At 66.4% G+C, this 14,971-nt stretch carries 13 protein-coding genes; 10 read left to right on the top strand and 3 right to left on the bottom strand.

Annotated features, from left to right (window positions below):
- Positions 1-178: 178 nt before the first annotated feature.
- Complete coding sequence (locus ACE3SG_RS21565) at positions 179-1,759, bottom strand: GDSL-type esterase/lipase family protein (RefSeq protein WP_374568273.1); 1,581 nt, start codon at positions 1,757-1,759, stop codon at positions 179-181.
- Positions 1,760-1,891: 132 nt separating this feature from the next.
- Here ACE3SG_RS21565 and ACE3SG_RS21560 point away from each other — a divergent pair, with 132 nt between their 5' ends.
- A complete protein-coding gene (locus tag ACE3SG_RS21560; protein ID WP_374568272.1) occupies positions 1,892-2,746 on the top strand; it encodes a helix-turn-helix domain-containing protein in 855 nt (284 codons plus the stop codon).
- 5 nt (positions 2,747-2,751) lie between these two features.
- Here ACE3SG_RS21560 and ACE3SG_RS21555 read toward each other — a convergent pair whose 3' ends face one another.
- Positions 2,752-3,525, bottom strand: coding sequence for a substrate-binding periplasmic protein (locus ACE3SG_RS21555; RefSeq protein WP_374568271.1), 774 nt, complete (start codon positions 3,523-3,525; stop codon positions 2,752-2,754).
- A 459-nt stretch (positions 3,526-3,984) separates the two neighbouring features.
- Here ACE3SG_RS21555 and ACE3SG_RS21550 point away from each other — a divergent pair, with 459 nt between their 5' ends.
- From ACE3SG_RS21550 to ACE3SG_RS21510, 9 genes are all read left to right on the top strand, one after another.
- Positions 3,985-5,031 (top strand): hypothetical protein, encoded by a 1,047-nt coding sequence (locus ACE3SG_RS21550; RefSeq protein WP_374568270.1) that lies wholly within the window; start codon positions 3,985-3,987, stop codon positions 5,029-5,031.
- A gap of 210 nt (positions 5,032-5,241) precedes the next feature.
- Entirely contained in the window at positions 5,242-5,973 is a 732-nt protein-coding gene (locus tag ACE3SG_RS21545; RefSeq protein ID WP_374568269.1) for a hypothetical protein, read from the top strand.
- Between the two features lie 187 nt (positions 5,974-6,160).
- The gene (locus ACE3SG_RS21540; RefSeq protein ID WP_374568268.1) at positions 6,161-7,219 is read left to right on the top strand and encodes a hypothetical protein; all 1,059 of its coding nucleotides are present in this window, start codon (positions 6,161-6,163) and stop codon (positions 7,217-7,219) included.
- 31 nt (positions 7,220-7,250) lie between these two features.
- Positions 7,251-8,297: a hypothetical protein gene (locus ACE3SG_RS21535; RefSeq protein WP_374568267.1), complete on the top strand. Its 1,047-nt coding sequence runs from the start codon at positions 7,251-7,253 to the stop codon at positions 8,295-8,297.
- Between the two features lie 191 nt (positions 8,298-8,488).
- Positions 8,489-8,653 carry a periplasmic nitrate reductase, NapE protein gene (gene napE / locus ACE3SG_RS21530; protein WP_374568266.1) on the top strand — a complete coding sequence of 55 codons (165 nt, stop codon included), beginning with the start codon at positions 8,489-8,491 and terminating at the stop codon, positions 8,651-8,653.
- Between the two features lie 13 nt (positions 8,654-8,666).
- Positions 8,667-8,945, top strand: coding sequence for a chaperone NapD (locus ACE3SG_RS21525; protein WP_374568265.1), 279 nt, complete (start codon positions 8,667-8,669; stop codon positions 8,943-8,945).
- Positions 8,938-11,424 carry a periplasmic nitrate reductase subunit alpha gene (napA, locus tag ACE3SG_RS21520; RefSeq protein ID WP_374568264.1) on the top strand — a complete coding sequence of 829 codons (2,487 nt, stop codon included), beginning with the start codon at positions 8,938-8,940 and terminating at the stop codon, positions 11,422-11,424. Before ACE3SG_RS21525 ends, napA begins: the two co-directional genes overlap by 8 nt.
- Before the next feature lie 10 nt (positions 11,425-11,434).
- On the top strand, positions 11,435-11,887 hold the full coding sequence (locus ACE3SG_RS21515) for a nitrate reductase cytochrome c-type subunit (RefSeq protein WP_374568263.1): 453 nt from the start codon (positions 11,435-11,437) through the stop codon (positions 11,885-11,887).
- A gap of 16 nt (positions 11,888-11,903) precedes the next feature.
- On the top strand, positions 11,904-12,626 hold the full coding sequence (locus tag ACE3SG_RS21510; RefSeq protein WP_374568262.1) for a cytochrome c3 family protein: 723 nt from the start codon (positions 11,904-11,906) through the stop codon (positions 12,624-12,626).
- 111 nt (positions 12,627-12,737) lie between these two features.
- On the opposite strand, the gene ACE3SG_RS21505 is transcribed toward ACE3SG_RS21510, so the two are convergent.
- The gene (locus ACE3SG_RS21505; protein ID WP_374568261.1) at positions 12,738-14,783 is read right to left on the bottom strand and encodes a glycoside hydrolase family 48 protein; all 2,046 of its coding nucleotides are present in this window, start codon (positions 14,781-14,783) and stop codon (positions 12,738-12,740) included.
- Positions 14,784-14,971: the final 188 nt, after the last annotated feature.

Here is a 14,971-nt window from a genome sequence, read left to right as displayed (position 1 = left end):
TCTGGTCGCAGGCCGGTGACACGCTGACGCTCGAAGGGCCGGCGTCGAACAACGTCTTGCAGCCGGGTGCCAACTACACAGACGGCGGCTTCTGCGCGACGAAGTAGACCGCCTCAAGCCCAGGGCCGTGCCAGCGCAAGCCGGCACGGCCCTTGTCTTTGCCAGGCCCCGCGCCCCTTCAGTGCGAGCTCAGCGTCAGCGCATCAAACATCGCACTCGTGTGCTTGTTCGCCAGTCTCAATTGCACGTTCACGCTCCATGCCCCCGGAGGCGCCGTGGCGGAGGTGACGGCCGGCGCCCAGCGATCGCCCAGTGTCACCACGCCCAGCGATCTGGCGATGACGTTCTGGCCCTGGTCCTTGAACACGATCTGCATCTGCGCCTTGCGCCCCGCCGTGCCGCGCGCCTGGCCCTTCAGGGTGTAGGTTCGCCCGGGCTGGACATCCATCGCCTGCCAGACCTTCGCCGCTCCCGAGCCACGGACTTGCAGCTGAACATAGCGCGCGCCGGCAGCGGCGCTTGCGGCGTCGGTCACCACCGAGACGCTGGCGCCCGGCGTCACGCCCTCGCGCCAACCGGCCGCCTGCTGGGCCCGGCCCTGCCCCACCGGAACGACCTCGAAGCTCGGGTTGAAGAGCCGCCCCGGCCCGGCAAAGCTCGACAGCGGGCTCGGCGTTGGCGCCGGCAGGCCCAGCTGCTGCGCGATGTGCGGCGCCAGCACATTGGCAAAACCCGCCTGCTCCTCGACCACCGCATGGGCCTGCCCCCACAGCCACGGCCATCGCACCGAAGACACGTTCAGGTCGCCCTGCGCATGCAAGCGTTGCACCATGTCATCCAGGTAGTTGGCTGGCTCATCGAACGACCAGCCATACGAATCGGCCAGCACCACGTGCGCACGCGGGTGCACCACGCGGATATGGTTGGTGATGAGGTCCTGCCAACCGGCCATCACGGCGTCGCGGTTGTCCCCGTCGTACGAGTCGTTGGACCCGACGTTGATGACGACCACGTCGGCATCGAACCTGGAGAAATCCCACAGCAGGTTCGAATCCTGCGGCAACACGCGGTTCCAGAAGCTCTGCACCGGCAGCGAGCTGCCCGGCGCGATCGTGGCGCCACTCCAGCCCATGCATTGGTATTCGGCGTCGAGCATGCGGGCGGCGATGCCCGGATAGGCAAAGTAGTTGTTCTCGAACCGCGGCTGCCCCACGTCGCCAATGCTCTCGCTGGAGTAGCCGGCCACATTGGAGTCGCCATAGAACTCGATCTTCAAGCGCTGGCGCGGCGCAGGCGCAGCAAGCCTGTGGCCAGCATCGAGTTGAAAACCAAGAAAGCGGATGGCGCCGAAATAGCCTTCGGTGCGCTTGACGACTTCGACGCGATGCGTGCCCTCGGCCAAACCGCTGGCCAACGTGTACTGCGCGACACCTTTGTCGAGCGCGAGCACGGTCGGCGTGCCGCCGTCCACGATGATCTGCAGCAGGTTCTTGCCCTTCTCGTCATCGAAACGGGCCTGGATCGACGTGCCTTGGAAATTAGCGACGATGGCGCTGCTGGGCCATCCGAATGCCGGGGCCAGCGCGTCTCGGTCGTCCACGCGCCCGATGTACCGGATGCCCGGGTCGTCGGCCGGTATCTGGACAGGGACAGGCCCTGCAGCCGCCACCGCGCCGTGGGCCGCCATCAGCAACATCAACGATCGGCGCCAAAGGCGATTCCTCATTCTGGTCATCTCACAACTCCGTCCGGCGGGCATTCAGGCCCGGTTGGAAAAGCTGCGCATGCTAGATACCGCTGCCGCATCTGTATTGAACAATTCCGCCATCACTGGACTTGACCCATGGACTGCCTCGAGCCGCCTTCGCAGCAACCGCCAACACCTTGCCAAATGATGGCGCCGGCCCGGCTGTATCGGCCGCCGCCCGCGCTGGCGGGCGTCCTTCGCGCGGTGGTCGTGCGCGACACCCGGGGCTGGCCGCTCCCACCGGCGCAACGGCTCAACCGATACCCAGCACTGCCCACGTGCTGCATCACCTGGACGCTGGCCGGCCAAAGCCTGCCGCTGCCGGCCGACGAAAAGCCCGTGTCGGCGCTGGCCCCGGTCACTGTCAGCGGCCCCCAAACCCGACCAGCCGAGACGACGAACCCCGGCCCTGTGCACAGCCTGATGGCGATGTTCTATCCCGACGCTTTCCAACGCATGACGGGTGTGCAGGTGGTTGACCACGTCGACCGTGCCTGCCCGGCGCACGGCTTGTTGCCTGCTCCTTGGCTCGATTGGTGCCGGGCCGTCGCAGAGCCAGGCGACGACGCCGCACGGGTGGCACGAATCGAAGAGTTCATTGGCACCCAATGGGCTGGCGCCGAGGCGCCGGCCGCGACGCCCACCGGGTTGAGCAACCTCTGGATCGACGAATTGCACCACCGCGCCCGGAATGGCCATGGTGGCCGGCAACGCAGCCCGCGCCAGATCAGCCGCCTGATCAAGCAGTGGACGGGTCAAAGCCTGCGGGAGCTGCGTGGCTGGGGCCGTGCCGAGCAGGCATTCTTCGAGGCCATCCGTGGCCGTGAAGACGGGACGCTGCGCTGGAATGCCGTGGCACTGGACAGCGGCTACGCCGACCAGGCCCACCTGTGCCGTGACACGTTGCGCCTGACCGGCTGCAGCCCGGACGCCCTGCGCCGCGGCATGCTCAGCGACGAAAGCTTCTGGATCTACAGGCTCTGGTCAGGTGCCGCCTGAATCGTTCACTCGCTGACGCCGTACTTCCTCAACAGTTCTCGGTACTCGGGCTTCTGCTTGTAGGCTTTCATCGCCTCGGAAAAGCGCCGGGCCAGTTCCTGATGCTGCCTGGCCTTGGAGAACACGAGGTACAAATCGCGTCGCTCTGACAGCACCGGGCTCAGCAGGCTCACGTTGTCGGACATGCCCAGTTTCTCAGCGGCAAACTTCATGTCGCCCACATACCCCACGGCGATCTGGACGTGGCCCGCCGCGAGCATCTTCAACAAGGCGTATTCGTCTGCGGCGCCGTCGTCCTTGTCGAGAAAGCTCGCGTTGTCGAACATCTCTCCATACGAAAAGCCTCGGCAGGTTCCGAGCGCGTAGCCCTTCAAGGAGCTTAGGTCACCGGAAAAACTGAGCCGCCCTTCGTTGCTCTTCAAGATGAAGAGCCCTATTCGGGTGCTTGACAGGATGTTCCCGTCCATGAAGTAGCCGAACTGCTCACGCTCCGCCGTTCGAGACATGTAGGTGATCGCATCGGCCTCGCCCTGTTTCAGCATCCTGATAGCTCGCAGCCACGGATAGGACCGAATGACCAGCGGCACCCCAAGCGCCTTGGACACGCTCTGGACCATCTCCAGGTGAATACCGGCCGGCTCGCCGTTGACAACCATTTCCCACGGAGGCCAGGCGCCGTCGGGGCGAACCACGAGCAGGCTACCCTCGCTGGCAACGCACCCACAGGCAACCAGCAAGGTGGCGAAAAGGCCGCACGCCGTTCGGATGACTGGTTTCACAGCAAATCCCCAACCCAGGCAAACGCACTTCACGGCAAGAGAAGACTTGCCGATGCTAGTCCTGTCGCGGCACGCTTACAACTGGCAGGCTCCGTGTCAGACCCGGCTGTCAAGGCAGCTTGCAGGGCTGGCAAGGCAATTTGCCAGCAGTGCAGCGACACATCCTTCTTCGAGCTAGGTTCTGAGCAGAGATGGTGGCGACGTCACATCATTGGCCCCCCTCTGTAGCAGCAACAAGTATCGAGTTACTTAGGGAAACTCTTAGTAGGTCCTCATGAGGCTACGCGCCCTTGCTTTGGGATGGGCTGCAAGGCGCAAACCACAGCCATAGCTTGTGCTACGGCGAGGATTTGCAACGCAGCAGACCACCCAAAGCAGAGATGCGCAGCCCGCGAGGGACTTGTTCAGATTGCCCTAACATGCAGACGCCCCTCATAACCTCACAGAAGGACGCCACTCATGTCCGCAACCTTCCGTACCGCCGCCCTTCGGGCTGCGATGGCCGCCACCGCCACGGCCATCGCAGCCACAGCCGTGGCCGCGCCGCTCTATCGCATCCAGAAGCTCGACCGGCCCGACGGCATCGAGCCGGAGCACGCCACCGCCATCAGCAGCACCGGCATCGTCGTCGGCTATGGCCGCACGCCGGATGAATCGTCTTTCGTCCCCTACATCCGCAAGCGCCACAAGACGCTGCCGCTCGAGCAGCCGGGTGTGTTGACACGGGTGTGGTCGGTCAATGCGCGCGGCGAGGTGGCCGGCGAATCCGACGGCCACGCCTTCCGCTGGGACGAATCCGGCCACGCGATCGACATGGACGCGCTGGCCCCCTGCCAGGGCGAGCCCGGCTCGAAAACATCCCGGGCCACCTCGATCAACGACGCCGGCACGGTGACCCTCGTGGCAGAGTGCCGCGTGGCCGGTGTCTGGCAGGAAAAGGGGTTCGTCGTCCGGGGCCAGCAGGTCACCGAGCTGCCCGACTTCGGCGATGGCCGCTCCTACGCCTCGGCGGTGAACAACCACGACCAGGTCGCCGGCAGCTCGGTGCTGGCGCCCAACGCCGATGGCTACACCTTCCGCCACGCGCTGCGCTGGCAAGACGGCACAACGATCGACCTGGGCACCGGCGGCGGCTGCTGCAGCCACGCCACGGCCATCAACGACCTGGGCCACATGGCGCTGTACAGCAACGACGAGACCGGCCACCAACGGCTGTATGTCAGCGATGGCCGCACGATGCACAAGCTGTTCAACTGTGCCAGGCGCTTCCCGCTGGTGGCCGCAGCGATCAACAACCACGACGTGGTCGTCGCCAATGTCGAGACCGAGGAAGGCTACCTGTTCGAGCAAGGCCACTGCCACCGCTTCGTCGACCTGATGGACGACAGCGGCGAGGGCTGGTCGGTGATGACGCTGCACGGCATCAACGACGATGGCGTGGCCGTCGGCGAAGGGGTGCTGAACGGGCATTGGCGCGCCTTCATCGCCACACCGGTCACCCGCTGAGACGCGCGCCGGGGCGCAGCGGCCGGCGCGGCACCCGATACACCGCCGTGTCGCCCCGCAGGCGGGCGCGCCGATTGCTCCTGCTGCCGGTTCGTGGCCGCGGGGCCGGGTGTCCGGGGGTGATCCCAGTCACCCTTTGCCCAGCAGGGCTGCCCGTTCCGAGGCAACCTGTGCTATGACACAGGGCACTCACTGGCAGCGGAGGGACTCATGGCACTGACCGCGGAGATCAGATGGTTCTGGCCCCATGCAACGCCGTCGGCGTTTGCGGTGTGGTTCCGGAGTTCCCTGCACCATGAGTGCATGGTCGGCGGCGGCCGGTCTTACACCGACACCCATCTGGTCTGGGAAGGCCACCCGCGCTGGGACATTCGGCGCCGCAGCGGCTCGATCAGCGTGCGGGCGCACCAGACCTCGGTGCCCGATGGCTGCGACGTGGCCCCCTTCCAGGGCGAGATCGCGCTCTGGTTCGACCTGATCTCCCAGCACGAGCCGCCATCGGGCGCGGTGCCCGTCGACTTGGCCGGCCGGCACTGGATCCGCGTGTTCGACACCGGCGACCGGCAGCTCAGAGAGATTCGCCAGATGGCCAGCGGCTGGCCCACCAAGCTGATGCCGGTGGATGCCGGGCCGCATTGCCAGGTCGACCTGGCGGAGTACGAGCTGGGCGACTTCGGCGAACGCTGGGCCACCTTCGGCCTCACGGCCACCGGCCCCGGCGAGACGCTGGCCGCCAGCATCCGGCGAACGGCCGCCGTGCTCAATGAGCGGCGGCCGCCGGCGCTGGAAGATGCGTTCGTCACCACGCTGCCGCAATGGCTGCTGAGCCTGAGCCCCTTCTGGCGCCACGGCGCGGCCTTGCGGCACCATCGCGCCGCGCACGCGGGGCACGCCGAGTTGCGGCCCGCGCAGATGGCCGCGGCGCCCGGCGCCGCCAATTGACGCTGCGGCCTCCGTGCAGGCCGGCCCTCTACGCACCAGGCCCGACCGGCCGCAGCGAGGTGCGCTCGGCGGCCCAGCGTTGCCGTCAGGGTAAAAACTCCACCACTTTTACAAGTTAGGGAGATCAAACAGGCCCCTCGAGGCTCTACGATGGCGCGCTCAAAGTTGTGCCCCAAGGAGACTCGAGATGCACCGTTGGACTCGCCCGGCCGAACCCGCCACCCTGGCCCTGCGCCCGGCCCTGGCCGCCCTTGCCCTGATGGCCGCGACGGCCTCGATGGCGGCACCGCCGCCCCTGTACCACATCGAGGTCATCGACAAGGGCAAGTCCATCCGGCCGATGACCGGTTACTCGATCGCCAACGACGGCACCATCGCCGGCCTCGGCCGCGATTTCGAAGGCACGCAGGCGGCGTTCGTCCGCAGCAACGGCAAGACCCGCAAGCTCGACACCCAGGGCTCGCGCTGGGGCGGCGCCTACGGCATCAACAACCACGGCGTCACCGTGGGCTACAACGAATTCAAGGCCACGATGTGGGACGCGAACGGCGTGCCCACCGACATCAATGCCCTGATCCTGTGCGACGTGTACCGCAGCTTCGCGTACAGCGTCAACGACGCCGGGGCCGCGGTGGGCACTTTCTCGTGCTACGCCAACACCGGGTGGGACGGCGGCTCGTTCATCTTCCACAACGGCAGCCTGGCCAAGCTGCCCGACTTCGGCAACGGCAACACCGTGGCCGTCAGCATCAACAAGTTCGGCCAGGTGGTCGGTTCGTCCGAGTACCCGCCCGACAACGGCCAGCGGCGCATGCACGCCTTCTCGTGGCACAACGGCACGATGACTGACATCGGCACCCTGCCCGGCGATGTGGAGAGCGAGGCCACGGCCGTCAACGACTTGGGCCAGATCATCGGCCGCTCGAACGCGCCCGACGGCAACGCCGAGAGCTTCGTCTATGTCAACGGCACGATGTACCCGCTGCCGCGCTGTGCCGGCAACCGCGTGATCACCGAAGCCATCAACAACAAGGGCCAGATCGTCGGCAGCTACCAGCTCAAGCGCTACGAGGCCGCCTTGATCCAGGACGGCCGCTGCTACCCGCTCAACGCGCTGCTCGACGACAGCGGCAAGGACTGGTGGGAACTGCGCGCCTATGACATCAACGACGACGGCGTGATCGTCGGCACCGGCAACTTCGACAACAAATGGCGCGGCTTCGTCGCCACGCCGGTCAAGCGCTGAGCCGCCCGCACTACCCGAAAGGTCGAATTCCATGACTCACCTGTTTCAACAAGCCCTGCCGCGCATTGCGCTGACCCTGATCGCGCTGGCCGCCGGCGCCGCGTTCGCCGGCACCCCGCCGATGTACCGGATCGAAAAGATCAAGCGCGACGAAACCGGCGCCTTGAAGGCCCAATCGGCGCAGTCGATCAACAATGACGGCGTCGTCGTCGGCTGGTCCCGCGTCGACAACTTCGGCTACATCCCCTTCATGCTGGACGGCCGCCGGCCGCAGCAGATGCAGGGGCCGGCCGCCCGGGCGATGTACGACGGCCCGAACGTGAACATCCGGCGCGAGGTGGCGGGGTCGATCTACCCCGACGCCTACCTGTGGGACAGCGCCGGCACGCCCACCAACCTGAGCCCCTTGCTGCCGTGCACGGGCAACAAGTCGAGCAGCAGCGCGGCCATCAACGACGCCGGCACGGTCGTGGGCAACTACACCTGCACGGTCAACCGCAAGACCCGCTACGGCGCCTGGATCTACCAAGACGGTGTGATGACCGACCTGGGCACGCTGGGCGCAAGCAGCACCTCGGTGCACGCCATCAACAACAGCGGCCAGGCGGTGGGCGAGTCGGATGTCGTCGTCAATGGCAAGACCGTCTCGCACGCCTACCTGTGGCAAAACGGTGCCATGACCGACCTGGGCACGCTGGGCGAAGACAACAGCGTCGCGCTGGCGATCAACGAGGCCGGCTACGTGGTCGGCACCTCGTATGGCAGCTACCCCGCCGGGTCGCAGGCCTTCGTCTACAAAGACGGCACGATGAAGGCGATGCCCACCTGCGCCGGCAACACCCTCAAGCCGTCGGCGATCAACAACCACGGCCAGGTCGTCGGCAACTTCCGCGTGCGCTACTCGACGACCGCCGTGCTGGTGCACCAAGGCCAGTGTTATTTCTTCTCGGCGCTGCTCGACGACAGCGCCGAAGGCTGGCGCGACCTGCGGATCTACGACATCAACGACGACGGCGTGATCGTCGGCGAAGGCAGCAAGGGCGCGTTCATCGCCACGCCGCTTAAGCAAGGCCAGTGAGCGTCGGCCAACGCTGACCACCCCCGTGGCAAGCCGGGCAAACCCGGCCTGCCACGCCTCGCGCCAATGCCTGGACACTGCGGCATGGGCTGGGTATGCTTTGACGCAAATCAAAACGCGTGGCCGCAAGCGCCACGCGTCCCGGCCGCTCCCGGGGCAGCCCCTGCACCACCATAACCAAGCCGCCAGACATGGACGAGACAACCCAGCCGCACACGCGCGCCCAAGAGTTGCGGGCGTTCCTGACCTTGTCGGTCGTGTTGGCGCCGGTGCTGGCCGTGGGCCTGGTGTCCGGCTACGGGTTCCTGGTCTGGATGATCCAGCTGATCGCCGGCCCGCCCGGCACCCGGCTCTGAACCCAGGGTGGCCATGCGGACCGAAGAGCTTCACATCGCCAGCCTCGTCATCCACTCGACGCCCCATCGCCTGCCCGCCGTCACCGGCGCCATTGCCGCGCTGCCGGGGGCGCTGGTCCACGCGTCATCGGAGCATGGCAAGGCGGTGGTGACGTTGGAAGCACCCAGCGCCGAGTCGATGACGGCGATGGTGGCGAACATCCAGCACATCGACGGGGTGTTGTCGGCCACGCTGGTCTACCAGTGTGCAGACAGCCTCGACGCGATGAACGAGGAGATTCCGGATGCGTAGACGCGACTTCATCCACCAGTCCGCCGCGGCGGCAGCGGGCGCGGCCGCGGGCATTGCGATGCCGGTGCAGGCCCAGCCGGCCGCCGGCGAAGGCGACCCTAGCGTCAAGTGGAGCAAGGCCCCCTGCCGCTTCTGCGGCACCGGCTGCGGCGTGGTGGTGGCGGTCAAGGACAACCGGGTCATCGCCACCCAGGGCGACAAGCAGGCCGAGGTCAACAAGGGCCTGAACTGCATCAAGGGCTACTACCTGTCGAAGATCATGTACGGCGAAGACCGGCTGACCACGCCGCTGCTGCGCATGAAAGACGGCAAGTACGCCAAGGACGGCGAGTTCGAGCGCGTGTCGTGGGACACCGCGTTCGACGTGATGGCCGAGCAGTTCAAGCGCGCGCTGAAAGACAAGGGCCCCACGTCGGTGGGCATGTTTGGCTCGGGCCAATGGACGATCTGGGAAGGCTACGCCGCGCTGAAGCTGATGAAGGCGGGCTTTCGCACCAACAACCTCGACCCCAACGCGCGGCACTGCATGGCTTCGGCCGCGGCGGGCTTCATGCGCACCTTCGGCGCCGACGAGCCGATGGGCTGCTACGACGACATCGAGGCCGCCGACGCGTTCGTGCTCTGGGGCTCGAACATGGCCGAGATGCACCCGATCCTGTGGACACGGGTGACCGACCGGCGCCTGAGCGCGCCGAACGTCAAGGTGGCGGTGCTGTCGACGTTCGAGCACCGCTCGTACGAGCTGGCCGACATCGAGCTCACCTTCACGCCGCAGACCGACCTGGCGATCCTCAACTACATCGCCCACTACATCATCAGCACCGGCCGGGTGAACAAGGATTTCGTCGAGAAGCACACGACCTTCCTGCTCGGCAACCCCGACATCGGCTACGGCCTGCGGCCCGAGCACCCGCTGCAGAAGGCGGCCAAGAACGCCGGCGCGGCCGGCGGGTCCAAGCCGATGACCTTCGACGAGTTCGCCAAGTTCGTCTCCACCTACGACCTGGAGTACACGGCCCAGCTCAGCGGCGTGCCGAAGAACCGCCTGCAGGCGCTGGCCGAGCTGTACGCCGACCCGAAGGTCAAGGTGATGTCGTTCTGGACCATGGGCTTCAACCAGCACACGCGCGGTGTCTGGTGCAACAACATGGTCTACAACATCCACCTGCTGACCGGCAAGATCGCGACCCCGGGCAACAGCCCGTTCTCGCTGACGGGCCAGCCCTCGGCCTGCGGCACCGCGCGCGAGGTGGGCACCTTCGCCCACCGCCTGCCGGCCGACATGGTGGTGAGCAACCCCAAGCACCGAGCCCACGCCGAAGAGATCTGGAAGCTGCCGCCCGGCACCATCCCCGACACGCCGGGCTACCACGCCGTGCTACAGAACCGCATGCTCAAGGACGGCAAGCTCAACGCCTACTGGGTGATGGTCAACAACAACATGCAGGCCGGCGCGAACCTGCTGCAAGAAGGCTACCCCGGCTACCGCAACCCGGCGAACTTCGTCGTCGTGTCAGATGCCTACCCCACCGTCACCGCCATCTCGGCAGACCTGATCCTGCCGGCGGCGATGTGGGTCGAGAAAGAAGGCGCCTACGGCAACGCCGAGCGGCGCACGCACTTCTGGCACCAGCTGGTGCCGGCCCCGGGCGATGCACGCTCAGACCTGTGGCAGCTGATGGAGTTCTCCAAGCGCTTCAAGGTCGAAGAGGTGTGGCCCGCCGAGCTGATCGCGAAGAAGCCCGAGTACCGCGGCAAGACGCTGTTCGACATCCTCTTTCGCAACGGCGTGGTCGACAAGTTCCCGGCCACCGACGTGGAAGCCGGTTATGCCAACGCCGAGGCCAAGGCCTTCGGCTTCTACCCGCAAAAAGGGCTGTTCGAAGAGTACGCGCACTTCGGCCGCGGCCACGGGCACGACCTGGCCCCCTTCGACACCTACCACCAGGTGCGCGGCCTGCGCTGGCCGGTGGTCGACGGCAAAGAAACCCGCTGGCGCTACAAAGAGGGGCTGGACCCTTACGTCAAGCCCGGCACCGATTACCAGTTCTACGGCTTCCCCGACGGCAAGGCCCGCATCTACGCCCTGCCCTACGAGCCGCCGCCCGAGGCGCCCGACAAGGACTACCCGTTCTGGCTGTCGACCGGCCGCGTGCTCGAGCACTGGCATTCGGGCTCGATGACCCGCCGCGTGCCCGAGCTGCACAAGGCCGTGCCCCACGCGGTCTGCTACATGCACCCGGACGACGCGGTGGCGCTGGGCGTGCGGCGCGGCTCAGAGGTCGAGATCAGCTCGCGCCGCGGCAGCATGCGCACCCGCGTGGAGACGCGCGACCGCAACAAGCCGCCGCGCGGCCTGGTCTTCGTGCCGTGGTTCGATGCGAGCCAGCTGATCAACAAGGTGACGCTGGACGCGACCGACCCGATCTCGTTCCAGACCGATTTCAAGAAATGCGCTGTGAAGATCGTCAAGGTCTAGAGGTGGCCCCATGAAGCTGCGCATCCTGCTTGCCCTGGCCGCGCTGGCGGCGCTGTTCTGCGCCGAAGCGGCGCCGCTCGTCGACGCGATGCGCGGCCCGACGCCGATCACCGGCACGACCGAGCCGCCGCGGCTGGGCAATGCGGTGAACGACGACAACCGGCTGCCGCGCAACTACAGCTACCAGCCGCCGATCATCCCGCACCGCATCGACGGCTACCAGGTCGACAAGAACTTCAACAAGTGCCTGGACTGCCACGCCCGGGAGAAGACCGACTTCTCGCAGGCGATCCCGGTCAGCGCCACGCACTACATCGACCGCAACGGCAAGGTGCTGGACCACATCTCCACGCGGCGCTACTTCTGCAAGCAGTGCCACGTGGCGCAAGAAGGCGTGCCGCCGCTGGTCGGCAATGTGTTCCGGGGCGACCCTGCCGACGCCGCCTCGGCGCCGAAGAAGTAGAACGAGGACACCCGACATGCTCAAGCGCATCAAGCTGTACTGGGACGTCATCCGCAGGCCGAGCGTTCACTACAGCCTCGGCTTCCTGACGCTCGGCGGCTTCATCGGCGGCATCATCTTCTGGGGCGGCTTCAACACCGCGATGGAGGCGACCAACACCGAAGCCTTCTGCACCAGCTGCCACGAGATGCGCGACAACGTCTACGCCGAGCTCAAGTCGACCATCCACTACAGCAACCGCTCGGGGGTGCGCGCGATCTGCTCGGACTGCCACGTGCCGCACGCCTGGACCAACAAGATCGCCCGCAAGATGCAGGCATCGAAAGAGGTGTGGGGCAAGATCTTCGGCACCATCGACACGCAAGAGAAATTTCGCGACAAGCGGCTCGAGCTCGCGCAGCACGAGTGGGCGCGGCTGAAGGCGAACGACTCGCTGGAGTGCCGCAATTGCCACCAGTACGCGTCGATGGACTTCACGCGCCAGAGCGTGCGGGCGCAGAACATGCACTCGACCTACCTGGCCAACAAGGAAAAGACCTGCATCGACTGCCACAAGGGCATCGCCCACCGGCTGCCGCACATCCCGCCCGGCGACGCGCCGACCGACACGCCGGGGCAGCGGGTGCCCAAGCCCGATGCGGCCGAGCAGGCCGCGTTGGCGCAGCCGACCACGGCCACAGCGGTCACGGCGGCCACACCGGCCACACCGACCGCCGCGGCCAGCGCCAGCAGCCAGTGAGTTAGCCCGCGGCACCGCCGTCGCCCATGAAAAAGGCGCCCTTCGAGGGCGCCTTCGTTTTTGCCGGGCCCGTGCACCTGCGCGGTGCCCGGGCCCGGCTTGCTCAGCCGATCAGGGGGCTTCGACCAGCATCGCGTAGTCCAGCATCGCCATCGCCGCGTCGGCCTGGGCCCAGAAGCGGTGGTACGTCCACGTGGGGGCGGTGCCGCCGTTCAGATAGGCCTGCAGCTTCGGCCAGTCCGGGTCTTGTTTGTACTTCGGCCGCAGGCTGAGGAAGGTGCTGTTCGCGTCGATCGTCGCGCCCTGGGCGTTGGTGCCGACCCAGCCGCTCGGCACATAGACGCCGGTGCCGGTGTTGGCGTCGTAGGCGTCGTCGAAGCGCAGGTAGTCCGAGCGCTTTTCCTTCACCGCGATGCCCTTGGCGTCCTTGCTCAGCCACATGCCGTCGAGCAGGCGCTTGGCCAGCTGGGTGGCGGCGGTGTCGTTGGCCTTCACGCCGTAGTAGATCAGCGTGCGTGCCAGGGCCGCGCCGACGCCGATGTCGTTGCTGCTCTTGGTGACCTTCACGTGCAGCCCGGCGTTGGCGCCCGGTGCGTTCGGGTTCCAGTTGTCGGGCTGGCCGGTCCACTCCAGCGTCGACGGGATCAGGTAGCTGCCGTCGTTCTTGAACTTGACGTTGGCCATGGCCCAGGGCACCCACTTGTCGAGCACCGCCTTGGCCTTGGCGTCGCCGGTGGCGTGGTAGTACTCGGCGATGCGGAACATCGACCACGCCTGGAAGCCGAACCAAGTGTTCGACTCAGGGTCGTGGTAGACCGGCGCCTCGTCGTAGAACATGCCGTAGAAGGTGGCGGTGCCGTTCGGCGGCGTCTCGTACGAGCCGCCCCAGCTGTTGGTCGCGCCACCGGCGATGCCGCCTTCGGCCGACTGCAGCCAGCGGTAGAACTCGAGCTGGCGGGTCAGGCTCTTGCCCCAGTCCGACTGACCGGACGCGGACTTGGGCTTGAAGTCGGCGTTGGCCGACAGCACCCACGCGGCCATCGGGTTCTGGTAGCCGAAGTGGTTGTGGCTGCTGCCGATGCGCCAGGCCCAGCCCGCGTTCACGTCGGTGGCGCCGCCCCAGGCGTAGTACCAGCTCAGCAGGTAGTGCTGGTTGTCGCGCAGGCCTTGGCCATTGGCCTGGCCGGTGCCGGCCTGGCAGCTGTAGGGGCCACCCACGCAGTTGCCGATCTTCTTGAAGTACTTGTCGAACATCGAGTAGCGCAGGTAGTCGCCCATCTTCGATGCGCTCTTGACGATGTCGGCCACCTCGGCGCCCTTGCCCTGCGCCTTGGCCCAGACGTTGGCCCAGTACACGGCCTCGACCGCGCGGGCGTCGGCGTCCGGCGCGTTGGTGTAGCGCCATTGCTTGGAGTAATTCGAATCGGCGGTGAACAGGCTCAGGAAGCCCTGCGTGCCACCGTTGCGGCCCCAGCGGAAGGTCTCGCACGACGGGTGCGGCACGGTCTCCCAGACCGATTCCTGCGCGCCACGCTGGAAGGTGTTGATCAGCGCCGCGCGGCTCGTGCCGTCACCGCAATGGCCGTAGCCGTACCAGTTGTCCACATCCATCAGCCAGTGCATGCCGTAGATGTTGCGCGTGCCGTAGGCCGACTCCAGCTCGGTGCCGATCGGGTCCTGCCCCACCGGCACGCCGAACTCGAGCTGCGACGGGTAGTCCTTCGGCAGCGAGTGTTCGCCGGCGTACGAAGCCGGCTTGGTGGCGTTGTAGAAGCTGTTCGTCGGCTGGTCGGCCGCCGACGGGATCATGTACTTCTCCATGTTGGCCCACGCCTTCTTCAGCGGGGCCCAGTCGCCGGTCTGGCGGCCGTGGTAGGCCTCGAGCCAGATCCAGAAGCTGTAGGCCTCGGAGGTGGTCTCGTGGCCGTAGTCCGGCGCCTCGACCATCAGCGTCTCGGGTGAGTGGTACGGGATGCCTTCGCTGCTGAAGTAGCCGTTGGCCGGGTCTTTGATCTTCTTGTACTGCGCAGAGAAGCGTTTCTCGAACTTGGTCGCCAGCGTTGCGTCCTCGGCCATCGCGTGGCTGGCGGTCATCGCCAACACCGCGGTGGCGACCGCGTGGGAAATGCGCGTCAGCGAGCGCTTGGAGTTTTTCATGGGGTCTCCTGAAGTTGAAAACGTTGTCAGATTCAGCTTGACCATGCGGGCCACGCACCGTCCCGCATGTCGCGATTCTTTATAGGCCGAGCTGGGGCCATCGGCGCAGAAAAGTCTACGCAAAGCAAACTGAAAACGTTGTCAGTCTTGACCCCCATTGTTGTAACCAATTTCGACGTTAGTATGGG

Origin of the sequence: Ideonella sp. (genome assembly GCF_041914305.1) — a bacterium.
Lineage (GTDB): Bacteria > Pseudomonadota > Gammaproteobacteria > Burkholderiales > Burkholderiaceae_C > Ideonella.
The sequence above is the reverse complement of the archived record's forward strand: the minus strand, read 5'-3'. Positions and strand labels throughout refer to the sequence as shown.